This window comes from Acinetobacter baumannii (assembly GCF_009759685.1).
GTDB classification, from domain to species: Bacteria; Pseudomonadota; Gammaproteobacteria; order Pseudomonadales; family Moraxellaceae; genus Acinetobacter; species Acinetobacter baumannii.
This window is the reverse complement of record NZ_CP046654.1, coordinates 620,548-642,892: the sequence shown is the minus strand read 5'-3', so window position 1 is coordinate 642,892 and position 22,345 is coordinate 620,548. Positions and strand designations below refer to the sequence as shown.

21 protein-coding genes are annotated in these 22,345 nt (G+C 39.8%); 13 read left to right on the top strand and 8 right to left on the bottom strand.

Annotated features, from left to right (window positions below):
- Positions 1–4: 4 nt before the first annotated feature.
- From GO593_RS02965 to sbmA, 4 genes are all read left to right on the top strand, one after another.
- On the top strand, positions 5–1,480 hold the full coding sequence (locus GO593_RS02965) for an alanine/glycine:cation symporter family protein (RefSeq protein WP_001005337.1): 1,476 nt from the start codon (positions 5–7) through the stop codon (positions 1,478–1,480).
- Positions 1,481–1,648: 168 nt separating this feature from the next.
- Positions 1,649–2,620: a patatin-like phospholipase family protein gene (locus GO593_RS02960; protein ID WP_000811536.1), complete on the top strand. Its 972-nt coding sequence runs from the start codon at positions 1,649–1,651 to the stop codon at positions 2,618–2,620.
- 197 nt (positions 2,621–2,817) lie between these two features.
- Positions 2,818–4,053: a threonine ammonia-lyase gene (locus GO593_RS02955; RefSeq protein ID WP_000615951.1), complete on the top strand. Its 1,236-nt coding sequence runs from the start codon at positions 2,818–2,820 to the stop codon at positions 4,051–4,053.
- A gap of 236 nt (positions 4,054–4,289) precedes the next feature.
- On the top strand, positions 4,290–5,486 hold the full coding sequence (sbmA, locus tag GO593_RS02950) for a peptide antibiotic transporter SbmA (RefSeq protein WP_001984834.1): 1,197 nt from the start codon (positions 4,290–4,292) through the stop codon (positions 5,484–5,486).
- 39 nt (positions 5,487–5,525) lie between these two features.
- Here the strand turns inward: sbmA and GO593_RS02945 are convergent, their stop codons facing one another.
- On the bottom strand, positions 5,526–6,275 hold the full coding sequence (locus tag GO593_RS02945) for a DUF4850 domain-containing protein (RefSeq protein WP_000735823.1): 750 nt from the start codon (positions 6,273–6,275) through the stop codon (positions 5,526–5,528).
- A 124-nt stretch (positions 6,276–6,399) separates the two neighbouring features.
- On the opposite strand from GO593_RS02945, the gene GO593_RS02940 reads away from it, so the two are divergent.
- Together GO593_RS02940 and GO593_RS02935 are read left to right on the top strand one after the other, a co-directional pair.
- The gene (locus GO593_RS02940; protein ID WP_000789884.1) at positions 6,400–7,467 is read left to right on the top strand and encodes a DUF1176 domain-containing protein; all 1,068 of its coding nucleotides are present in this window, start codon (positions 6,400–6,402) and stop codon (positions 7,465–7,467) included.
- An 83-nt stretch (positions 7,468–7,550) separates the two neighbouring features.
- Positions 7,551–8,069, top strand: a complete 519-nt coding sequence (locus tag GO593_RS02935; RefSeq protein ID WP_000086443.1) for a hypothetical protein — start codon at positions 7,551–7,553, stop codon at positions 8,067–8,069.
- 78 nt (positions 8,070–8,147) lie between these two features.
- On the opposite strand, the gene GO593_RS02930 is transcribed toward GO593_RS02935, so the two are convergent.
- The 4 genes from GO593_RS02930 to gatC all read right to left on the bottom strand — a co-directional run bounded on the left by GO593_RS02930 (position 8,148) and on the right by gatC (position 12,212).
- Positions 8,148–8,726, bottom strand: coding sequence for a DJ-1/PfpI family protein (locus GO593_RS02930; protein ID WP_000037740.1), 579 nt, complete (start codon positions 8,724–8,726; stop codon positions 8,148–8,150).
- 170 nt (positions 8,727–8,896) lie between these two features.
- Complete coding sequence (gene gatB, locus GO593_RS02925; protein WP_000796650.1) at positions 8,897–10,366, bottom strand: Asp-tRNA(Asn)/Glu-tRNA(Gln) amidotransferase subunit GatB; 1,470 nt, start codon at positions 10,364–10,366, stop codon at positions 8,897–8,899.
- A complete protein-coding gene (gene gatA / locus GO593_RS02920) occupies positions 10,366–11,844 on the bottom strand; it encodes an Asp-tRNA(Asn)/Glu-tRNA(Gln) amidotransferase subunit GatA (protein WP_000130667.1) in 1,479 nt (492 codons plus the stop codon). The genes gatB and gatA overlap by 1 nt, the downstream gene beginning before the upstream one ends.
- 53 nt (positions 11,845–11,897) lie before the next feature.
- The gene (gene gatC, locus GO593_RS02915; RefSeq protein ID WP_000107699.1) at positions 11,898–12,212 is read right to left on the bottom strand and encodes an Asp-tRNA(Asn)/Glu-tRNA(Gln) amidotransferase subunit GatC; all 315 of its coding nucleotides are present in this window, start codon (positions 12,210–12,212) and stop codon (positions 11,898–11,900) included.
- Positions 12,213–12,345: 133 nt separating this feature from the next.
- Between gatC and GO593_RS02910 the strand changes: the two genes are divergently transcribed.
- The 6 genes from GO593_RS02910 (at position 12,346) to GO593_RS02885 (ending at position 17,167) form a co-directional block, all read left to right on the top strand.
- Entirely contained in the window at positions 12,346–13,386 is a 1,041-nt protein-coding gene (locus tag GO593_RS02910) for a rod shape-determining protein (RefSeq protein ID WP_000601379.1), read from the top strand.
- 16 nt (positions 13,387–13,402) lie between these two features.
- A complete protein-coding gene (gene mreC, locus GO593_RS02905) occupies positions 13,403–14,260 on the top strand; it encodes a rod shape-determining protein MreC (RefSeq protein ID WP_001182997.1) in 858 nt (285 codons plus the stop codon).
- Entirely contained in the window at positions 14,247–14,738 is a 492-nt protein-coding gene (gene mreD, locus GO593_RS02900) for a rod shape-determining protein MreD (RefSeq protein WP_001121008.1), read from the top strand. The genes mreC and mreD overlap by 14 nt, the downstream gene beginning before the upstream one ends.
- Positions 14,726–15,286, top strand: coding sequence for a Maf-like protein (locus GO593_RS02895; protein WP_000940845.1), 561 nt, complete (start codon positions 14,726–14,728; stop codon positions 15,284–15,286). Before mreD ends, GO593_RS02895 begins: the two co-directional genes overlap by 13 nt.
- 113 nt (positions 15,287–15,399) lie before the next feature.
- Entirely contained in the window at positions 15,400–16,854 is a 1,455-nt protein-coding gene (gene rng / locus GO593_RS02890) for a ribonuclease G (RefSeq protein ID WP_001288187.1), read from the top strand.
- A gap of 139 nt (positions 16,855–16,993) precedes the next feature.
- Entirely contained in the window at positions 16,994–17,167 is a 174-nt protein-coding gene (locus GO593_RS02885; protein ID WP_001103036.1) for a PA1571 family protein, read from the top strand.
- 29 nt (positions 17,168–17,196) lie between these two features.
- Here the strand turns inward: GO593_RS02885 and GO593_RS02880 are convergent, their stop codons facing one another.
- On the bottom strand, positions 17,197–18,582 hold the full coding sequence (locus GO593_RS02880) for a WS/DGAT/MGAT family O-acyltransferase (RefSeq protein ID WP_001247585.1): 1,386 nt from the start codon (positions 18,580–18,582) through the stop codon (positions 17,197–17,199).
- Positions 18,583–18,753: 171 nt separating this feature from the next.
- Positions 18,754–19,488 carry a phosphoadenylyl-sulfate reductase gene (locus tag GO593_RS02875; protein WP_000216076.1) on the bottom strand — a complete coding sequence of 245 codons (735 nt, stop codon included), beginning with the start codon at positions 19,486–19,488 and terminating at the stop codon, positions 18,754–18,756.
- A gap of 184 nt (positions 19,489–19,672) precedes the next feature.
- Here GO593_RS02875 and thrH point away from each other — a divergent pair, with 184 nt between their 5' ends.
- Positions 19,673–20,290, top strand: a complete 618-nt coding sequence (gene thrH / locus GO593_RS02870) for a bifunctional phosphoserine phosphatase/homoserine phosphotransferase ThrH (RefSeq protein ID WP_000406996.1) — start codon at positions 19,673–19,675, stop codon at positions 20,288–20,290.
- A gap of 67 nt (positions 20,291–20,357) precedes the next feature.
- Here thrH and GO593_RS02865 read toward each other — a convergent pair whose 3' ends face one another.
- Positions 20,358–21,788: an OmpP1/FadL family transporter gene (locus GO593_RS02865; RefSeq protein WP_000768254.1), complete on the bottom strand. Its 1,431-nt coding sequence runs from the start codon at positions 21,786–21,788 to the stop codon at positions 20,358–20,360.
- Positions 21,789–22,345: the final 557 nt, after the last annotated feature.

The window sequence follows — 22,345 nt, the reverse complement described above, 5'->3', positions numbered from 1 at the left end:
GAGTATGAATGAACAACTCAATGCCACACTGATGTCGTGGGTACAATTTTTTAATGAACCTTTATGGGATTTTCTGGTTATTTTCTTGCTGGCCGTCGGTATTTTTTATACGGTCTTAACAGGAGCAGTGCAAATTCGCATGTTCTTGCAAAGTATTCGTGTTATGAAAAGCAGCCGTACAGAAGGCGAAGATGAGCATGGCCTTACACCTTTCCAAGCGTTTGTAACAGGTCTTGCGAGCCGTGTTGGGGTGGGTAACATTGCTGGTGTGGCAATTGCGATCGCAATTGGTGGCCCAGGCGCCGTGTTCTGGATGTGGGTAACCGCTGTACTTGGTATGAGCTCTGCTTTTATCGAATCTACTCTTGCTCAACTTTTTAAGGTGAGAGACAGTAATAGCAAGCAATTCCGCGGTGGTCCAGCCTACTATATTACTCAAGGTTTACGTAGTAAAACTTTTGGTGTGATCTTCGCATTAGCATTGATCTTTACTTATGGTTTTGTATTTAACTCAGTTCAAATCAATGCAATTGCTAATGCATCTTCACATGCTTGGGGTTGGGATAAAGCTAATCTTATTGCGCATTTAGGTGGTGTTGATTTAGAAATTTCATGGGTTGGTCTTGCTCTTGTTGTGATGGTTGCATTAGCAATCTTTGGTGGTATTAAACGTATCGCTAAATTCGCAGAGATGTTTGTTCCTTTAAAAGCAGGCCTTTATCTCTCTGTAGCGTTATATATTGCATTAAGCAACTATGCGATTTTACCTGATGTTTTAAAACTGATTGTGACTGAAGCTTTCCACTTTAATGCTGCGGCAGGTGGTTTCTTCGGTGCTGCTGTATCAATGGCAATGATGCAAGGGATTAAGCGCGGGTTGTTCTCAAACGAAGCAGGTATGGGTTCTGCACCAAATGCGGCGGCTGCGTCTGATGTAAAACATCCTGTAAACCAGGGTTTGGTACAAATGCTTGGTGTATTCGTAGATACATTCATTGTATGTACAAGTACAGCAATCATCATTTTAGTTTCTGGTGTTTACCAAGATGCTGGTTTCGTCGGGGTTGAATTAACCCAACGTGCACTAGAGACTCAAGTGGGGCACTGGGGAGCTGACTTCTTAGCTGTTCTATTATTCTTGTTCTGTTACTCAGCTGTATTAGGTAACTATGCTTATGCAGAAAGTAACGTACAGTTCATTAATAACAACCCGAAAGTCATGTTCATCTTCCGTATTTTTGTATTGGTGATGGTGTATTTCGGTGCAATTGGTAGTGTGCCATTAGTATGGTCAATGGCAGACTTGTTTATGGGTATTATGGCTACCATTAACTTGGTCGCAATTTTACTCTTAACACCAATGGCTCGTACTTTATTGAAAGATTACCGAGCGCAATTGAAGCAAGGTATTAAAGAACCTGTATTTAAAATTAATAAATATCCAGAGTTGAAGAAAAAAGTCGATTCAGATATTTGGTAATTTTGTAAGAAAAGCCTCTTAGAAATAAGGGGCTTTTTTTCGGCATAATAAAAATGCTTGAGTATAAAAATTAAACATGACAAATTAAATAAATTCACTACAGCATTTCACAAAACGAGCAACTAAAATTGCAATTCGAAAATTAACGTCATAGTGCAAAGATGGGCCATGAAACAGCTTAAATTGTGGGTTCTCGGACTTTCTATGGTGTTGGCCGGGTGCCAAACCACCTCACACTTATCTGCCTTAAAACCGCAAACGGCAGAGGCATACTCACGTTTCGTCGATCAGCCTTTTGCGCAGCTTAAGAAGCAGCATAAGAAACCAGTAGTCGCATTAGTACTAGGTAGTGGTGGTGCACGAGGATATGCACATATTGGTGTTATTGAAGTTTTAGAACAGCATGGTATTCGTCCTGATTTCATTGTTGGAACCAGTGCAGGAAGTATTGTTGGGGCAATTTATGCGAGTGGAAAAACGCCTGATGAACTTCGCGATACTGCATTGAAAATGAAAGCTGCAGATGTTCGTGACATCAGTATTGGTTTAAAAGGTTTTTTTGATGGCAAAAAAGTTGAAGACTACGTAAATCAGCAAGTAAATAACTTGCCGCTCGAAAAAATGAAAATTCCGATGTATGTAGTGGCAACAGAGCTAAGGCATGGCACCAAAACCGTATTTAATTATGGCAATACGGGACAGGCCGTGAGAGCATCAGCCTCAATACCAAGCATGTTTGTACCGACTAAAATTGGTAAATCTGAATATGTAGATGGCGGTTTAGTCAGTCCGGTACCTGTTGAAGTAGCCCGTGATTTAGGAGCCGATGTCATTATTGCTGTCGATATTCTGGCTCAACCCATTTATACGGAAACCTCAAATGTATGGGGACTCTTTAACCAGAATATTAATATTATGCAAGGACGTTTGGCTGCCGAAGAACTTCAATATGCAGATGTAGTAATTCAACCGGATTTAAGAGAAAAAGCACATATTTTTGATGTAAAAGGCCGTGAAGCAACCATGAAGGCAGGCATAGATGCAGCAAATGCAAAACTGTCTGATATTCAGTTTGCGATTGATGAAAAAATAGCTGAACAGAATCTATCTACTGACGGTTTAAGTGCGCAAACGCAATAAATTGAAAGCAAGTATATGAAAAATTAAGTAAAAGCCCGCTAAGGGCTTTTTTGTTGAAAAATAAAAGATTTGTATGTGCTGACAAAAATTTTTGTATAGTGGAGCTATGCTGAAAACTACTCATGACACATATGAGATATTCATGCTATTTTTCAAAAAAATAATTGATTTGTAACATATTGAGGCCAGCTACTTAGATGATTCAGCAACAGGTAAAAAATGAGTTTCCAACATTAGAAGATATACATGCCGCTGCAGAGCGTTTAGATGGTTTAGTTGTTAAAACACCTTTTGTTTTTTCAGAAACCATTTCTAAAACCTTAGGGGCTGAAATGTGGCTGAAATTTGAGAATCTACAGTTTACGGCTTCGTTTAAAGAAAGGGGCGCATTAAATAAACTTTTGAGCTTATCTGAACAAGAAAAACAACATGGTGTAATTGCAGCTTCAGCTGGTAATCATGCGCAAGGGGTCGCTTATCATGCACAGCGCACAGGAGTCACGGCAACTATTGTTATGCCAAAATCGACGCCCAATGTGAAGGTGCAACGAGTACGTGAATACGGTGCGCGTGTTATTCTGCATGGACAAGACTTTTCGGAAGCTGCTGCTGAAATGCACCGTGTGGCACAAGAAGAATCTTTAACCATTATTCATCCATTTGATGATGCTGAAATTATTGCGGGTCAAGGTACTATCGCGCTCGAAATGCTGGAAGCTGTTCCTGATTTAGATATCTTGGTCGTACCTATTGGAGGTGGTGGTCTCATTTCTGGTATTGCGATTGCTGCAAAATCAATAAATCCTAAAATCAAGATTATTGGAGTTCAGTCGGTTGTTTATCCAAGTATGGCGAAACTGCTTTGTAACTATCAACTCGCGGTTTCAATGGGTTCAACGGTAGCTGAAGGTATTGCGGTTAAAACTCCGGGTGAGCTGACCACACAAATTGCTAAGCATTTTGTAGATGATATTGTGGTAGTCACTGAAGATATGATTGAAGAAGCGATTGCGCTATTACTCAACATTGAAAAAACAGTGTGTGAAGGAGCTGGCGCAACTGGAATTGCTGCAATTATGTCTCGTCCCGATCTATTTTTAGGTCATAAAGTTGGTGTGGTGTTATCTGGTGGCAATATTGATACACGCGTAATGGTTTCAGTATTACAGCGTCACTTAACTCGTACTGGCCGTATGGTTCGTATTCGCGTTGAATTACCAGATAATCCGGGTGCCTTAGCGCGTCTAACAGCAATTATTGCGGAGCAGGGGGGTAATATTTACGAACTTCGACATGAACGCTTTGCAGCAACAAGCCGTGCTAAAGAAAGTGCGGTGAGTGTCGATATTGAACTAAAAAGCGCTCCAGATCTGGAACCATTAATTCAGGCTATGCAACTTGAAGGCTATATTGTTCGTAAAGAAGAGATTTAAACGTACATATGGCTGTGATATAAAAACTGTATATGGCTCTTAGGGGAGCCATATACAAAGCAATTTAAACGGATTAAATTGCATAAAGGGATGAATTTACAAAAAAACGATCAAATCCTTCAATGAAATGGGAAAAATTGACAATTCTCTAAACTTTAGCCTTCACAATTTTAAGGTTTAGGTTTTAGTATTCCTTTCATTGTAAATTTGAAGAAATATAGGGATATCAACACTCAATGTTCAAATCATTTTTTCCATCACCACGATATTTCTTTATATCTGCGGTTATTTGGCTCGCGCTAAATATGGTGCTCTGGTATACAGGGGGAGATCACTGGGGACAGTATCTTGGCTTTCCTCAGGGGTATGCAGATGCTGAGTTGCCTATTGGGGTAAGTCGCTTCTGGTCGCCTGCTTTTTTATGGTTTTACCTCTGGTTTTTAGTCTCCACAGCACTGTTTGCTAGCTTTTGGAAAATTATATCGAATAACCCATGGCAGCGTTGGTCTATCTGGGGCTCGGCTTTTATTTTATTTAATATCTGGTTTAGTGTTCAGGTCAGTGTTGCCATTAATGCATGGTATGTACCATTTTGGGATTTAATCCAACAAATGCTTTCAAGTGGAGGGGGAGATCTCTCTGCACTTTATAGTGAAACTCTAGTCTTTCTTTACATTGCAATGGTTGCTGTGACTTTAGCTGTGATTAATGCTTTTTTTACAAGTCACTATGTATTTCGTTGGCGTACGGCAATGAATGAATATTACACGGAGCATTGGGAAAAGCTTCGCCATATTGAGGGTGCTTCACAGCGTGTACAAGAAGATACCATGCGCTTTGCAACAATTTTGGAAGACTTAGGGGTTGAGCTGGTCAAAGCTGTTATTACATTAATTGCTTTCTTACCAATTTTATTTCAGCTTTCTAAACATGTTCCAGTTTTACCAATTGTCGGCGAGCTAGAACACTCCTTGGTATGGGCCGCAATTGTATGGTCAATTTTTGGTACTGTCCTACTCATGGTGGTTGGTATTAAATTACCCGGTCTACAATTTAATAACCAAAAAGTAGAAGCAGCTTACCGTAAAGAATTGGTTTATGGTGAGGATCATGCAGATCGTGCAAAACCTGCTACTTTACGTGAGTTATTTAGTAATGTACGTAAGAACTATTTCAGACTTTACTTCCACTATGCCTATTTTAATATGACAGCGATTTGGTATGGACAGCTTGATATTCTCTATAATTTGGTTGTTCTTTTCCCATCGATTGCTGCTGGTAAACTCACATTAGGTTTAATTCAACAAATTGCGAATGTATTTGGACGCGTACGTGAATCATTTCAATATTTAATTACTTCTTGGAAGACGATTATTGAACTACTTTCAATTTATAAGCGTTTAAAAGCTTTCGAATCGATATTACATAAGTAAAAAGAGCCCGCGAAAGCGGGTTTTTTTATGATTATTGATTTAATGGGTTGCATTATAAAAATTAAGGATAGGGCCAACTAGAAACTGCTGCGACTTATCTAAGGTGACTTGAATCTCTTTATAGTTAAAAGTGTCTTCATCATCATACTTGGCAATACCATGGGTTTTATTGTTCACTTGAGGAATTTGGTAGCTAAAAAAAGCGACTTTTTTAGAGGGATGAACAATATTGATAAGGTTTTTAGGGTCTTTAAAACCACCATATTCATTTTCAAGACTTTCTTTTAATAGTTCAGGAAAATAAAGCGTTGCATTGGGTAATCCACATCCAACGCAAAATGAAGAGTCATAAAGCTTTATCGCTTGCTTCTGATCTGGACTCATGATTAGAGCAAAACCAGTTCCATTTGCCCCTGCATTTGCTTGAACATCTTGCCAGTTACGTGGAACAAGTACTAAACCTACTTCAGGTAATGCAAGAAGCTTTAATTGCTTGGCATGTTGAGCATCAAGTTTAAAATTAAAACTACAGCTTTTAGGCGTGCATTTTTCAAAACTTTTAAGTAAACCATCTTCTATTGGGTTTTGTGCCGTAACGCCATAAAAAGGGACTGCAACGCCGTTTAAAAATTTTGCCTCTCCAAGAGCATAGAATTGATTGTCTGCTTTGCGGGTTGTAGCAGAGCTATAAAATTTGGGGAAATGAGGAGTAAAGCTTTTTACTTCTGCATAAGCGGTTGAATTTAGGCTGATTAATATTGCCCATAATAAAAAATTTAGTTTTTTCATTTTTAGAAAGTAATCAATTTAAATCTTATATAAATCTAACATATTCTTTTAAACTAGACGGTAACTCAAAATTTAACACTGTTGTTAGCTTCATAATAAAACAGACGTGTAGAGACATGAAAAAATGAAAAATATACTTTCAATTTGTTGTTTGGCAGTAATAAGTTCTTATAGTTTTGCTCAAGATATAAAAGGTATTTCATTTTCTCACCAAGAGTGGGAAATCTCTTGCAGTAATACGGGCACCTGTAAGGCTGCAGGGTATCAAAACGAAGAAAATGGTGATAATCCAGCTTCAATTTTATTAACACGTAAAGCAGGCCCAAAACAACCTGTGCAGATTGAGTTTGCTTTGTCTGACTATGAACAAAGCATACCTGCAAACCAGCTTAAAAATATCCATTTTTATATAAATGGCAAAGATTTAGGTATGGTGGGTGTAGATGGTACTGAGCTGCCAATTATGGGTAAGCTAAACAGCTCGCAAGTCAATGCTCTACTACAGCAGTCCAAACAGAAGACTGAAATAGTATTTAAAAATGCGCAGCATAAATGGAAAATTTCCGATGCTGGGATGACTGCCGTATTATTAAAGATGGATGATTTTCAGAAGCGTATAGGGACTATTGGTGCTTTGGTTAAAAAGGGCAGCGCCAATGAAACTAAAGTACTTATGCCGGAGCCAAAACTACTTGTTAAACGTATTAAGACTTCAAACAAACCTTATTTAACTTTACAGCCTAAAAATAAACAGTACCAAGCAATACACCGTAGTTTGATAGCTGCTAAACCGAATCCGAAAGAAGATGGCTTTTGTGAAGGTATTTATAGTGGTAACAGTGATGGGGCTGAACCACAGAAAATTGAGCTATATAAACTAACCAATAAGAAAGTTCTGGCGACTACATTGTGTTGGAGAGGGGCTTATAACGAAGGGTATGGGGCATGGGTACTCGATGAGTCTTTAAACGGTAAGGCCGCGTTTGTAACTGAGTCCGCCTCAGATTTTGATAGCGGTATTATTAGTAGTGCCCAAAAGGGACGAGGCATTGGAGATTGCTGGGCAAGTGAAGAATGGGTATGGGACGGCAAGAGTTTTGTGCATACTAAGGATATGTGGACGGGTATGTGTAAAGGCTTGGCAGCAGGTGGAGTGTGGGAGCTTGATCGCATTGAATCAGTCATAAAGTAAGTATTTTGCGGTTACAGAGTCATAACAGGTAACTTTAGTGACTCTGTGATAAAAAGAACAGATTGTTTATTGGAGCTAGACCTATGTCACGTCATCTTTATGCTATTGCTCGCCGTAAGTTTTCACATCTGAGCCGTTCAATATGTGTGGCGGCGACTGTACTGGGCGCAACACAAATTGCGATGGCTGGTCCAACAGTTGATCAGCTCAGTGATTGTTTAGTTAAAGCAACAACAGCTTCAGATAAAACTACGGTGCTCCAATGGACATTTACAGCTTTAGCGGCTCATCCAGATTTAAAAGCATTTAGTAATGTAACGCCTGAGCAAAAAGACCAGTTAGATCAAAAACTGGCTCAGGTTTTACAGCGGATAATTGTAGAGCAATGTTCTGCTCAGACCAAAGCTGTAATTCAGGCTGAAGGTGTGAAGGCAGTTGGGGAGGCTTTCCAACAGTTAGGTCAAAGTGCGGGTGAAGATATTGTTAAAGACCCAGCCGTTAAACAGCAGTTGCAGGGCACATTACGCTATATCGATTTAAATAAATTGGTGACAACGTTTTTAACACCAGAAATTTGGAATAAATTAGGAATTACAAGATAAAAATCTAGTTTCCTATTTTAGTAATAAAGCCTGCTATCTAAATGCAGGCTTTATTGTATTTGGGATGAAGAATCTTATTTAGATACTAATCTTAGCGCCTAAAACTTTCACAAATTGTGCTAACCAAGCTGGATGTGCAGGCCAAGCTGGAGCAGTCACCAAATGCCCATCGGTAACGGCATCAGTTACAGCAATGTCTGCATATTGCCCACCTGCTAATTTTACTTCGGCTGCACATGCTGGATAAGCCGAGCAGAGGCGGTCTTTTAAAATGTCTGCCGCAGCGAGTAACTGAGCACCGTGGCATACGGCTGCAATTGGTTTTTTCACTCTATCGAATTCACGTACAATTTCGATAACACGTTCATTCATGCGTAAATACTCTGGCGCACGGCCACCCGGGATGACTAAACCTATATAGTCTTCGGTATTAACGGCATCGAAATCATAATTAATCGCGAAGTTGTGACCACGTTTTTCGCTATAAGTTTGCTCACCTTCAAAATCATGAATAGCTGTTGCAATATGGTCACCGTTCTTTTTATTCGGGCAAACAGAATGTACGGTATAACCTAAACCAGTTAAAAACTGGAAAGGAACCATGGTTTCATAGTCTTCTGCATAGTCACCGACCAACATTAAAATCTTTTTAGACATGATTTATCCCTCTTTTTAAAATATAAGTGATTTCAATTTTTAATTTAAATTAGCACAGCCGTTATGTGATTTTTTAGAAAAAAGAATATTCTTTAGTCGAAGTGTATCTTGTAGGTCATATAAAAAAGCCCCGATAAATCGAGGCTTTTTTGTTGAGTTAGCTAATGGAATTAACCAATCAACTTTTTCATTAATTCATTGACTTGAGCAGGGTTGGCTTTACCCTTAGATGCTTTCATGACTTGACCAACAAGACCGTTAAAGGCTTTTTCTTTACCAGACTTGTATTCTTCAACCATTTTTTCATTGGCTGCAAGTACTTCTTTAATGATTGCTTCAATTGCACCTGTGTCAGTTTCTTGCTTTAAGCCTTTTTCCGCAATAATGTCATCGGCAGATTTACCTTCCGATTCCCACATAAAGCCAAAGACTTGTTTAGCAATTTTACCGCTAATGGTGTTGTCAACAATACGTGCAATCATGCCGCCAAGCTGTTCAGCAGAAACAGGTGAGTCTGTTAACTCTAAGCCCGCTTTGTTTAAAGCACCAGAGAATTCACCCATTACCCAGTTTGCAGCAATTTTACCTTGCTTCGCACCACCAGCCGCAGCGACAACAGCTTCATAGAAGTCCGCCATTTCGCGTGAGAGCGTAAGTACGTGTGCGTCGTATTCAGTTACACCAAAGTCTGCAATAAAGCGTGCACGGCGTGCTGCTGGCAACTCAGGCATAGTTGCTTTGATGGCCTCAATTTGCTCATCTGGAATAATTACTGGTAACAAGTCTGGATCAGGGAAGTAGCGGTAGTCATTCGCTTCTTCTTTAGAACGCATAGAACGCGTTTCCATTTTATTTGGATCGAACAAACGAGTTTCTTGATCAATTTCGCCGCCCCATTCCAAAATTTCCATTTGGCGTTCAATTTCAACATTGATCGCTTGCTCAATGAAACGGAATGAGTTGAGGTTTTTAAGCTCACAGCGTGTGCCAAATGGTTGTCCCGGACGACGTAAAGACACGTTACAGTCCGCACGGAATGAACCTTCAGCCATGTTACCGTCAGAAATACCTAACCAACGTACTAGTGTGTGAATTGCTTTGATGTAGGCAACTGCTTCTTCAACCGAACGCATGTCTGGTTCAGAAACGATTTCAAGCAAAGGCGTACCAGCACGGTTTAAGTCAATGCCAGACATACCTTCAAATTGGTCGTGCACAGACTTACCCGCATCTTCTTCAAGGTGAGCACGAGTTACGCCAATGCGTTTAGTCGTTCCATCTTCAAGCTGAATGTCGATATGGCCCAAGCCCACAATCGGATTGTCCATTTGGCTAATTTGATAGCCTTTTGGAGAGTCAGGATAGAAGTAGTTTTTACGTGCAAAGACTGAAGCTTGGTCGATGTAAGCATCAATCCCTAAACCAAAGCGAATTGCGAGTTCAACCACTTTTTCATTTAAAACCGGCAATACACCCGGCATCGCCAAGTCTACAAGGCTCGCTTGTGTATTTGGGTCTTGACCAAATTCAGTTGATGAACCTGAGAAAATTTTAGAATTGGTTGCAAGCTGAGTATGAATCTCAATACCAATAACGACTTCCCAACCGTCAATCAATTTCAACTTTTGAGCTTCAGCCATTATGCATTCTCCTCAGCAATTGCCGCACGTTTGGTGTGCCAGTCAGTGTTTTGTTGGTATTGGTGAACAATCGACAACAATTGTGATTCTGACCAGTAATTACCGATTAACTGTAAACCTACTGGTAAGTTGTCTTTATCAAAACCAACAGGAGCATTAATCGCTGGCAAGCCTGCTAAGTTCACTGCGATGGTATAGATATCGCCTAAGTACATTTCAACAGGGTCTAAAGATGCACCAATTTTGTAGGCAGTTGTTGGTGCAGCAGGTGCTGCAATTACATCTACATTTTCAAAAGCTTTTAAGAAGTCTTGTTGAATTAAACGACGTACTTTTTGTGCTTTTACATAGTAAGCATCGTAATAACCCGCAGAAAGAGCGTATGTACCAATTAAAATACGGCGTTGAACTTCTGGACCGAAACCTTCTGAACGCGAACGTTTGTAAAGATCCATCAAGTCAGCTGGGTTTTCACAGCGGTAACCGTAGCGAACACCGTCATAACGTGACAAGTTAGAAGATGCTTCCGCTGGCGCGATGAGGTAATACGTTGGTACATAAGCTTCAGTCATGTTGAGGTCGATTTCAACAAGCGTTGCGCCCATTTCTTCAAGCTTTTTCAAAGACTCTTCAACACGTGCTTTTACGTCCGCATCTAAACCTGCAACGTTAAAGTATTGTTTAGGAATACCAATGCGTAAGCCTTTTACAGATGTGTTATTTAGGTTCGCAACGTAATCATCGACTTCTTTTTTAACCGAAGTTGAGTCTTTAGCATCGTGACCTGCAATTACATTCATTAGGTAAGCACAGTCTTCAGCAGAGCGTGCCATTGGACCTGCTTGGTCTAATGATGATGCATAAGCAATGATCCCGAAACGAGATACACGACCATAAGTTGGTTTTAAGCCTGTTAAACCACAGAAAGAAGCAGGTTGGCGAATTGAGCCACCTGTATCGGTACCTGTAGCAAATGGTGCTAAATCAGCTGCTACAGCCGCAGCAGAACCACCAGATGAACCGCCAGGAACATGGTCAAGTGCCCAAGGGTTACTCGTTGCACCTACATATGAACTCTCAGAAGTTGAGCCCATCGCAAACTCATCCATGTTCACTTTACCTAAAGTAACCAGACCAGCTGCTTTAGTTTTTTCAACAACGGTTGCATCGTAAGGTGAAATGAAGTTATCGAGCATTTTTGAACCAGCAGTGGTTTTAATACCTTTGGTACAAAAGATGTCTTTGTGGGCAAGAGGAATACCCGTTAAAGCAGTTGCATTGCCAGCTTTTAATACAGCATCGGCAGCATCGGCTTCGCGAAGTGCCTGTTCTGGAGTAACCGTCACATAGCTCTTAACTTGCGGGTCAATTTTAGCAATACGTTTTAAATAATGTTCAGTCAATTCGCGAGATGAAAACTTCGCTTGGCTTAAGCCTTCAGCAAGTTCGCGAATTGATAAGCGATGTAAATCAGTCATGAGTAAAATTTCTTTACATTCAAAATAGGGAAGATGGGTTGATTGATTAAAAGTTATTCAATCACGCGAGGAACAAGATACAAACCATCTTGAGTTGCAGGTGCAACTGCTTGGTATTCGTCCCGATGATTGCTTTCAGTTACCACATCAGCACGTAAAGGTTGAGGATTGTCAAAAGGACTCTTTAAAGGTTCTACGCCTTCCGTATCAATGCCTTTTAAGGTTTCCATCATGCCTAAAATTTTATTTAGACTTTGAGCATATTCAGCAGATTGCGTATCATTGAGCGACAATCGAGCAAGATTGGCGATTGCTGAAACTGTTTGTGCATTTAAATCTGCTGAATGCTGTGCATCCGATGTAGACATAACATCACCTAATCAGTATTAAAAATTTTCAAAATATCGTGCGTTATAATAAGCGATTGACTTGTTCAAATCATCACATTTAGTTTAAAGTTGCCACCTTGCATCCACATGAAAGTTTAACTGAGAACGAACCGTGATTCTAAAACGACTAATTGGCTTGTTTTCGCCGGATCTAGCCATTGATTTAGGTACAGCAAATACACTTATTTATGCACCAGGCCGCGGCATTATATTAAATGAACCAACAGTTGTGGCAATTCGTCACAGTGGTTCACAAAAAATTGTTGCTGCTGTAGGTCTAGATGCTAAGCAAATGCTAGGCCGTACACCTGCGAATATTTCTGCAATTCGTCCAATGAAAGACGGTGTAATTGCAGATTTTGAAGTGACTGAAACCATGTTGAATCAGTTTATTGGTAAAGTTCACGAAAAACGTTTGTTCCCACCTGCACCTCGTGTAGTTGTATGTGTACCATGTAAATCAACTTTGGTCGAGCGCCGTGCAATTCGCGAAGCCGTATTTAATGCGGGTGCTCGTGATGTACGCCTAATTGAAGAGCCAATGGCTGCTGCAATTGGTGCTGGCATGCCAGTTGAACAAGCATGTGGTTCTATGGTTGTGGATGTTGGTGGGGGTACAACTGAAATTGCAATTATTTCATTGCAAGGTTGTGTCTATGCTGATTCTTTACGTATTGGTGGCGATGTATTTGATGAGCAAATTATCAATTATGTTCGTAAAGCTCACGGTTGCGTAATTGGTGAAACCACAGCTGAAATTATTAAAAAAGAAGTTGGTATGGCTGTTTCTGATGGTACGACATTAGAAATTGAAGTACGTGGCCGTAACCTTGCAGAAGGTGTACCTCGTGCAATTACCGTAACTTCTGACGAAATTACTCAAGCAATTTCTGACCCGTTACAAAGTATTGTAAGCGCGGTGAAATCTGCACTTGAACAAACTCCTCCTGAACTTTCTTCTGATATTGCTGAGCGCGGTATTGTGTTGACAGGTGGTGGAGCGTTACTTCGTAACCTTGATAAATTATTAGCTCAAGAAACCGGTTTACCAGTTGTTGTTGCTGAAGACCCTCTTACTTGTGTAACCCGTGGTGGTGGTAAAGTATTGGAATTCTTCGACAACCCGAACCATGACATGCTTTTCGTCGGTTAAGTTTAAGGATTAGGCGGTGCAACCGAATATTTTTTCAAGACAGCCGCCATCTTTCCGCTCGTTCATTATTGCGGTCATTACATGCTTGGTGGTGCTGTTCTTTGATTGGCGCATGCCTTATGTAATTCAGCCAGCAAGGGATGTCTTGTACGCTGCATATAATCCAATTTATGCACTTGCAAGTTATCCGGTACTGTCGAGAGAATGGCTGAATCAACAAACTAAATCTGAAACACAACTGCGCCGTGAAAACACTGCAATGCAGGCTGAGCTATTACAGGCTCAGGTCCGCTTGCAGAAGCTGTCTGAATTATCTGCTGAAAATACCCGCTTACGTGGTTTACTCGATACGCCATTAATTATTGACGGTCGTATGGAAATTGCGGAAGTAATTGGGACAGATGCCGATCCACTTCGTCACATTATCATTATTAACCGTGGTGCAATGGATCATCTTAAAGTTGGTCAAACGGTTCTGGATGATAAAGGGATTATGGGGCAAATTATCAATGTATATCCTCATAGTTCACGTGTGATGTTGCTTTCTGACAAAGAGCATTCTCTATCTGTTCGTTTAGAGCGTACAGGGATGCGTGCAATTGTCTCGGGTACTGGTGATTTAGGCCGTTTAAAAATGGAATATGTGCCAACGAGTGCAAATATTCAGGTCGGCGATAAAGTATTAAGTTCAGGCTTAGGTGAGCATTTTCCAGCAGGTTATGCCGTGGGTACGGTGGCTAAAATCCGTCGCCATAATTCAGGTGAGTTTGCTGAAATTGATGTTACACCAGCAGCACAATTAGCAACTGGTCATCATGTTGTTGTACTTTTCTCTGACTCATTAGCGAAGGAGCAACCATATGCCGATCGCTAAGTTGAAACGTGAGAAGCGTAAAGATCCATTATGGGGAATTATTCTCTCTATAATCGTGGGGTCTGTCCTCATGATCTATCCACTATCTTACGACATCTCGGGCTGGCGACCATTATTCATGCTTATGATCATGTTGTTTTGGGTTGTGTGCCAGCCAACATGGTGTGGGGTGTGGTTCGCATTTGGTATGGGGATTTTTACAGATCTATTGCTTGATGCACCTTTAGGATTAAATGCACTGAGTTTTGTTATTGTCACGTTTATTACCCGATTTTTAATACGCGAACGCCGTATTTTGACTTTTGGTAATTTATGGACGATTGCTACATTGGTGATTATTGCTCACTTAGCGTTTATGTGGGTGACTCAAACGATGGGGGGCATTCATTTTTCGATTGCTCGACATTGGCAACCATTGATGACAAGTATCTTAACCTGGCCTGTTGTCTATTATTGTTTAGCAAAATGGCGCATTTAGTTTTAGCTTCTAGTTCTCCGCGTCGGAGAGAGTTGTTGCAACAACTGGGCTTAAATTTTGAAATCTATAGCCCTGATATTGATGAATCTGTTCATGAAGGTGAGCTGGTTCACCAATATGTAGAGCGGTTAGCGAGAGAAAAAGCCCAAGCTGTATTAAACATTTTTCCAGATTCAGTGATTATTGCAGCAGATACGAGCCTTGGTCTGGATGGTCAGATTATTGGTAAACCTGACTCAAAGCAGCATGCCTTTGACATCTGGAAACAATTATCTGGTCGTTGGCATGATGTATTTTCCGGAATTTGTATTGCAACACAGCAACAAATCTTAAGTCAGGTGGTGCAGACCCAAGTTGAGTTTGCATCTCTAACTACGCAAGATATGGAAGATTACTGGGCCACAGGAGAACCTGTAGGGAAGGCCGGTGCATATGCAATTCAAGGAATTGCCTCACAATATATTCCCAAAATTCAAGGAAGTTATAGTAATGTGGTAGGGCTTCCTTTGTACGAATTTTCACAGTTATTCAAAAGAGTGAAGACATAAGGGGTTGTTGATAATTCTTGATTGAATTGCATTGTCGATGAACAATGGACAAAGCTACATTAACAGTCCCTCTGACTCTTTAATAAAAATTTTATAATGCTTTGAGTTTATGTATGTCAGAAGAACTACTTATTAATGTCACACCTATGGAGTGTCGGGTGGCATTAATCGAAAATGGAACTGTTAATGAGCTGTATGTTGAACGTACAGTTAAACGTGGACTTGTCGGCAATATCTACAAAGGTAAAGTTGTACGTGTGCTTCCGGGTATGCAAGCAGCCTTTGTTGATATCGGTTTATCCAGAACGGCCTTTTTGCATATTAATGATATGGTTTGGCCACGTTCACAGCCAACTCCAAATGTGTTTGAACTACTTCATCCAGGGCAGATTCTTACCGTTCAGGTGATGAAGGATATGCTCGGTACTAAAGGCGCTCGCCTGAGCACAGATCTTTCAATTCCTTCTCGCTATTTAGTTCTTATGCCATATGGTAACCATATTGGTGTTTCTCAGCGCATTGAGTCTGAAGAAGAGCGTGATCGGCTACGTAATATTATTGAGAGCATTCAGGCGGAGCATAATTTACCCGGTAGCGTAATTGTTCGTACTGCTGCTGAAGGGGTAGATGAAGCCGAAATTGCACAAGATATGTGCTACCTCAGTAAGTTATGGGAATATATTCAGCGTAAGCAAGTTGATGTGGCAGTACCTTCCTTAATTTTTGAGGAACTACCGCTACCGCAACGAATTATCCGTGATCTGGCAAGTGAAGAAACCGCAAAGATTTATGTCGATTCGAGAGAGATTCATGGAAAACTGCGTGAGTTTGTAGATGAGTTTGTTCCGAATATGCAAAGTCGCCTGATCCATTACCCGGGTGAGCGTCCATTATTTGATCTTTACAACGTTGAAGAAGATATCCAAAAAGCACTGCAAACACGCGTTGCTTTAAAGTCTGGTGGTTATTTAATGATTGACCAGACTGAGGCGATGACCACAATAGATGTCAATACAGGCTCTTATGTTGGTGGCCGTAGCCTTGAAGACACTGTCTTTAAGACCAACATGGAAGCGACTCAGGTGATTGCGCGTCAGCTTAGACTACGAAATCTAGGCGGCATTATCATTATTGATTTTATTGACATGCAAGAAGCGATTCATCGTGAAGAAGTGATGCGTCAATTTGAAAAAATGCTTGAACGTGATCATGCCAAGACCAAAATCACGCAGGTTTCTGAACTTGGTCTGGTAGAAATGACACGTAAACGTACACGAGAATCATTAGAACACTTGTTATGTGAATCGTGTCCAACATGTCAGGGACGTGGTTTTGTCAAAACTGCAGAGACAGTGTGTTACGAAATATTTCGAGAGATATTACGCTACACCCGTGCATTTGAGTCTACGAGTGGCTTTACTGTCGTTGCTCATCCATCCGTGATTGACCGATTATTAACAGCAGAAGCACCTGCAGTGGCGGATTTAGAGCATTTTATCAACAGAGTTATTAAATTTCAGGTCGAAAATTTATATACGCAAGAGCAATACGATATCATTTTAAGTTAAAGTTGTAACAAGATATCGCTTAATCCTTGTTACAACTGAAATTTTACTTTCATTCATGAATTTTAAATACTACTTACATACAGTAGCCCTAGACGTTCTCCCTATTAAACGTCTTAGCAAACAATAAGAGGTATAACCCATGAATGTAAGTGAAAACTTAATTAGCAACGGTCTTAAACATGTTTTAGAAAGCACGCCAGTCAATAGCTGCTATATGTTGAATGACCAAGGTAAAGAAGTACCAATCACAACTGCAATGATTCGTTCAGTATGTCATCAGTTGCTTAACCAGTGCCGCGCAATTAAAAAATAAGGGGCCATTTTAAAGCCCCTTAATTTTTCCTAACTCGCTGAATGATGTTTCAGCTGTTTCTCTTCAATAATTTCTTCGAACCGTTGAATCTCATCTTCAAGATGCGTTAAAAGGTTTTGCATTTTAGGTAAAGCATTTCGACATGCTGTTAAACCTACTTCAAGCTTATCCAGATAGCTTGTCATTGTAATATTGAGCGCTTGCCCGTCCATGACAATAGAAGCAGGGTAGAGTGCATCTAATTTCGCCCCATTCCAATAAAGCGGCTCACGTGGGCCAGGTACATTGGAAATCACTAAATTGAATGCCTGACGCTTAGGAAGCATCCCAGACATGATGTTAAGTCCAGCTGGACCATAAACAACAGCGCTATAGTTTAAAATCTCATTCGCGGTCATGCGGCTAAAGCGTTGCTTTGAATTTTGCATACTACGACGAATGATCTCGAGCCGCTCTAGAGGCTGGTCTTTATGAGTTCCTAAATTTGCCAAAATCATGGTAATACGATTGCTCACGTCAGAGTCATCTGTGCGTAGGGAAGCAGGAACCATGGCAATAAGAGGCTTTTTAGGCAGGCTGTTATGACTAATCAGATATTCACGTAATGCCCCAGAACACACAGCAAGTACGACGTCATTGATCGTTACACCGAGTGCTTTAGAAATCTTTCTAAGGCGACTTAATTCAAAAGATTGGGCTGCAAATCGACGTGAAGCACTTACACGTTGATTTAAAATCGAAACAGGAGCCTGAAAGGTAGAGACGTAATCAGGATTTTTACCCATTTCTTTAAAAATGGTTTGCGATAATTCCTGCATGACTTTAGGGGTCACCTCAAGTTGTGATTTGATACCACCTAAAATACTTTTGATTTTACTTGTACTTGGTTTTGGTACTTTTAAGCGTTTTGTTCTTTTACTTTCTACACACCAAAGTGGAACCACATGTTTTTCTTGTGGTGTTTTTGACAGAGACTTCTCAATTAAGCGCATGCCTGCAACACCATCAACCATGGCATGATGAATCTTAAAGTACATCGCGAAACGATTGCCTTCGATCCCTTCAATAATGTCACACGTCCAAAGTGGTTTTGCACGATCAATTAAAGAGCTGTGCTGCTGGGAAATATAAACCAGTAATTCACGAATTCGGCCAGGATGAGGCAAGGCAATATGGCGAAAATGGTGGTCGATATCGAACTCTTCATCTTCATCCCAAAATAGACCATTTAAACGGTTATTGAAGGGTGGGACAGGAATACTTTTAGATTGGCGAATTTCTTCTACTAAATCATGAACGAAAGTTTCAGGGGCATTTTCAGGTATTTCAAATAAAAACAATCCGCCAACATGCATCGGTTGTTGTCTTTTTTCTAGTGATAGAAAAATAAAATCAATAGGGTGTAATGGACGCATAACTCGTTGTGCCTCATGCTTTTTTCTAAGAAGCCCTTAACTGAGCTCTTATTAGAATTATAGAACCGTAAATTTAGTATATAGCGTTTATTACAGATTAAATATGACTTTGTGTACGAGATATAACTGTAAAAAAAACCACTGATTCATCAGTGGTTTTTTTATACCGAACTATTTTTTCAAGTTACCTGCATGTAAGCCACATTCTTTTTGTGTTGCTTCTTCCCACCACCAACGGCCTTCACGTTCATGTTGATTTGGAAGTACTGGACGTGTACATGGCTCACAACCAATCGAAACAAAACCACGCTCGTGTAGAGGGTTATATGGAATTTCCATCATGCGGATATAACTCCACACATCGGCGCTAGACCAGTTCGCAAGCGGATTATACTTAATAAGTTGCTTACCCGGACCAGAGAAGCCTGCATCAGCTTGTACCACTGGAATTTCAGTACGTGTACCAGGGCTCTGATCTTTACGCTGACCTGTAATCCAGCCATCTAAGGTCGCTAGTTTCTTACGTAAAGGTTGAACTTTTCGAATGCCACAGCATTCTTGATGTCCATCTTTAAAGAAACTAAATAAGCCTTTTTCATTCACCATGCTTTGCACAGCTTCCGCATCAGGGAAACAAATCTCGATATTAATATTGTAGTGCTTACGAACAGTTTCAATAAATTGATAAGTTTCAGGGTGTAGACGGCCTGTATCAAGACTAAAAACACGGAAAGGTTTACCTAAACGTGAAGCCATATCAATTAAGACTACATCTTCTGCTCCAGAGAACGAAATTGCGATCTCACCTTGTTGGCTTAATGCAAGTTCTAGAATCTCGCGCGGACTTTTAGCTGCATATTCAGCCGCGAGAGCATCAACGATATCAATAGTCGGAATAACGGTCATGGGTGTTCCTGGCAAAAGGCTTGGGCGCATTGAGTTATGAAAAATATTCTAAAGGATAGTGAATAAATTGCTTAGCACTTTAATTTCGATCCTTATGAATAAAATTGATTTGATCAATAACAACGCAAAACTGAAAATCTTAATGGTATGATACAGCAATTTTTAACCAACGTTGGAAGCATTCATGGAAATCGTATGCCTAGATCTTGAAGGAGTTTTAGTTCCTGAAATTTGGATCAATTTCGCAAAAAAAACAGGGATTAAAGAACTAGAAGCAACAACTCGTGATATTCCGGATTATGATGTTTTAATGACTCAGCGTCTGAATATCCTAAAACAACACGGTTTAGGCTTAAAAGACATCCAAGAAGTTATTGCCGAGATGGGGCCACTACCAGGTGCAAAAGAGTTTGTTGAATGGGTGAGCAATCATTTCCAGCTGGTCATTTTGTCGGATACTTTCTATGAGTTTGCTCATCCTTTAATGAAGCAATTAGGCTGGCCAACAATTTTCTGTCATAAATTAGAGACAGATGAAAATGGTATGATTACCGCTTATAAACTTCGCCAACCTGACCAAAAGCGTGAGTCGGTTAAAGCACTACATGGTTTGAATTTCCGTGTGATTGCAGCAGGTGATTCATATAATGATACAACGATGCTTGGTGAAGCCGACCATGGTTTCTTGTTTGATGCGCCTGCAAATGTTATTGCGGAGTTTCCTCAGTTTCCTGCAATCAATGGTTATGATGCATTAAAAGAAGCAATCCGTTCTGTTTCACAGCGCAATATTCCTGCTTAAGCAAGAAAAAATAGACAATAAAAAAGGCGCTTATAGCGCCTTTTTTATTTAGATTGGTTTTTAAAACTTAGAATTTATAACCAAGTTTTAAACCGTAAGCGATAGCATTGTTATCAGAGAAGTCTGCAACATATTCATCGCTACCTGCTTGCGCGCCTGTTTGAGCTTTGGCATCACCCAACCAGAAGTATTTTACGCCACCAGCGATGAAAGTTTGTGGAGTAGGGCTATATTGAACACCTAAACCTACGTTCCAGTAACCTTCTGTTGGTCCTAATGTTGTTACAGGATTACCTGCACCAGAGTCCCAACCTACAGAAACATTACCAGCCCATTTATCATTAAGTTTACGGCCTACACCAGCGTTCACAGACCATTGGTCATCAGAATATTCAACTAGGTTGAAGCCATTTGGACGCCCAACAAGACCACCTACAGCTTCTGAGACTTTGCCAAATTTATATGGTTGAATTGAGAAATCTTTCCAATTCACCCAGCGTACATTGGCAAACGCAACTGTATCCGCCATGATACCTGTCTGAAAATCAAGGTTAACAGACTGTGGTGTTGTGATTGTAGTTTTACCAGATGAATTAATTGCTTGAAGTTTAGATGCTGGAACGTCTAAACCAGCCAATACTGAAGTAAGACCAGGGAAATTTAATATAGATAAATTTTCATCAATATTTACTTTGTGATCAATTTCAGAACGATAAGTTACAGATGCTCTAAGTGCGATTTCAGGAATCTGATAAGCAGCACCTGCTAACCAACCAGCACCAGTAGTTTCTTTAATACTTGCATCATAACCATTATAAAGGCTATAAGCTTGACCTCGTAAACTTACATTACCTTTAACGGTTTGTAATACAGGGCCTGCATAGAAGTTAAAGTTTTTAGTTGGTTGATAACCAAATACAAAAGATAAGTTTTGTGTATCTACCTCTACTTTAGTTCCGCCAGTACCTAAATAATTATTTGCTACAGCAAGAGCACCAGCAAGTTGTTGAAATTGAGGACTTGCTAAAACTTGGCCTTTTGCTATTGCTAAGGTTTGATCATTTACAGGTAAACCTTGTGCTACTAAAGCCTCTTTTGCTTTTTTAGTAACAATCCCGTCAATTGCACCAGCTGATAAAACTGAGTCAGACCCTGGGTTTGAAACAAATGCATTATTACCTGTGTATTCTGCATCTGAACCAAATGGTTGATCGTAAAGTAAACCAAAAGAAAATTTATCGTTAAGTTGTAATTTTAAGGCTGCACTTGGGAAAAAATAATCATCAGCCATATCGCCAATGTTACGACTTGTTGTGCTTGATCCTGCTTCTTTACCTGCTACATCTGGGTCTAGAATAGAAATACCAGCTTCAAAGTAATTACCAGGTTGGAAGAACGCAGACATTGACTGTCCAGAGCGATCTAAAGCTGCTGCAAAAACCCCAGTTGCAGGCAGCGTTGCTAAAATCATTGCAGTGCTCAGATGTTTTAATTTCATTTTTAATCTTTCCTTGAACTTCAAGACATTTTTTAAAAGTAATAGAGTTAAACCGTTTAAACTGTGTTGCCTTCAGTGCTTTGAATTACAAGTTTCAAAGCATTGATAACTCCATGTAACAAAAATAGCATAATTACACTAAGAGTAAATCTGTTCTATGAACTGCAGAGTACTCACTTTTTATACAAAAAATGACAATAATAAATGAAATATGAAGGAATATTTTTGTTGTTTAATTAATTTAAATAATTGATGTTTATATCTTTTATCTATTATTAAAGTTACTTGTTTTTATGACATTTTTGTCATAAATCCAAGAAAAATGGTCAAAGATTTTTTTGTAAAAATATGAATTGATTGATTATGAAATGAGTATTAGTCATCATTTTTAATGGATAAGTCTAGTTTCTCTACACATGTATATTATTGATTCAGTTTTATATTGTTATTTGCTGGATAAAAATTGAGAGTATTTTCTTTACTATTTGGTCAAATTTTTTGAGGAATTAATTGCTGGATTTAAGCTTGCTTTATTTAAGGGATAACCGAAATAGAAA

Bases quoted from the DNA above. Each gene is read 5' to 3' on its own strand.
- gatA (WP_000130667.1), bottom strand. From the start codon at position 11,844: ATGACTGATTTACATCGCTTATCAATTCGCGAACTTGCTGAAGGCTTA.
- sbmA (WP_001984834.1), top strand. From the start codon at position 4,290: ATGTTCAAATCATTTTTTCCATCACCACGATATTTCTTTATATCTGCG.
- GO593_RS02885 (WP_001103036.1), top strand. From the start codon at position 16,994: ATGAATGTAAGTGAAAACTTAATTAGCAACGGTCTTAAACATGTTTTA.
- GO593_RS02955 (WP_000615951.1), top strand. From the start codon at position 2,818: ATGATTCAGCAACAGGTAAAAAATGAGTTTCCAACATTAGAAGATATA.
- GO593_RS02875 (WP_000216076.1), bottom strand. From the start codon at position 19,488: ATGACCGTTATTCCGACTATTGATATCGTTGATGCTCTCGCGGCTGAA.
- GO593_RS02895 (WP_000940845.1), top strand. From the start codon at position 14,726: ATGGCGCATTTAGTTTTAGCTTCTAGTTCTCCGCGTCGGAGAGAGTTG.
- gatC (WP_000107699.1), bottom strand. From the start codon at position 12,212: ATGTCTACATCGGATGCACAGCATTCAGCAGATTTAAATGCACAAACA.
- rng (WP_001288187.1), top strand. From the start codon at position 15,400: ATGTCAGAAGAACTACTTATTAATGTCACACCTATGGAGTGTCGGGTG.
- GO593_RS02880 (WP_001247585.1), bottom strand. From the start codon at position 18,582: ATGCGTCCATTACACCCTATTGATTTTATTTTTCTATCACTAGAAAAA.
- GO593_RS02960 (WP_000811536.1), top strand. From the start codon at position 1,649: ATGAAACAGCTTAAATTGTGGGTTCTCGGACTTTCTATGGTGTTGGCC.
- GO593_RS02940 (WP_000789884.1), top strand. From the start codon at position 6,400: ATGAAAAATATACTTTCAATTTGTTGTTTGGCAGTAATAAGTTCTTAT.
- thrH (WP_000406996.1), top strand. From the start codon at position 19,673: ATGGAAATCGTATGCCTAGATCTTGAAGGAGTTTTAGTTCCTGAAATT.
- mreD (WP_001121008.1), top strand. From the start codon at position 14,247: ATGCCGATCGCTAAGTTGAAACGTGAGAAGCGTAAAGATCCATTATGG.
- GO593_RS02865 (WP_000768254.1), bottom strand. From the start codon at position 21,788: ATGAAATTAAAACATCTGAGCACTGCAATGATTTTAGCAACGCTGCCT.
- GO593_RS02965 (WP_001005337.1), top strand. From the start codon at position 5: ATGAATGAACAACTCAATGCCACACTGATGTCGTGGGTACAATTTTTT.
- GO593_RS02945 (WP_000735823.1), bottom strand. From the start codon at position 6,275: ATGAAAAAACTAAATTTTTTATTATGGGCAATATTAATCAGCCTAAAT.
- GO593_RS02935 (WP_000086443.1), top strand. From the start codon at position 7,551: ATGTCACGTCATCTTTATGCTATTGCTCGCCGTAAGTTTTCACATCTG.
- GO593_RS02930 (WP_000037740.1), bottom strand. From the start codon at position 8,726: ATGTCTAAAAAGATTTTAATGTTGGTCGGTGACTATGCAGAAGACTAT.
- gatB (WP_000796650.1), bottom strand. From the start codon at position 10,366: ATGGCTGAAGCTCAAAAGTTGAAATTGATTGACGGTTGGGAAGTCGTT.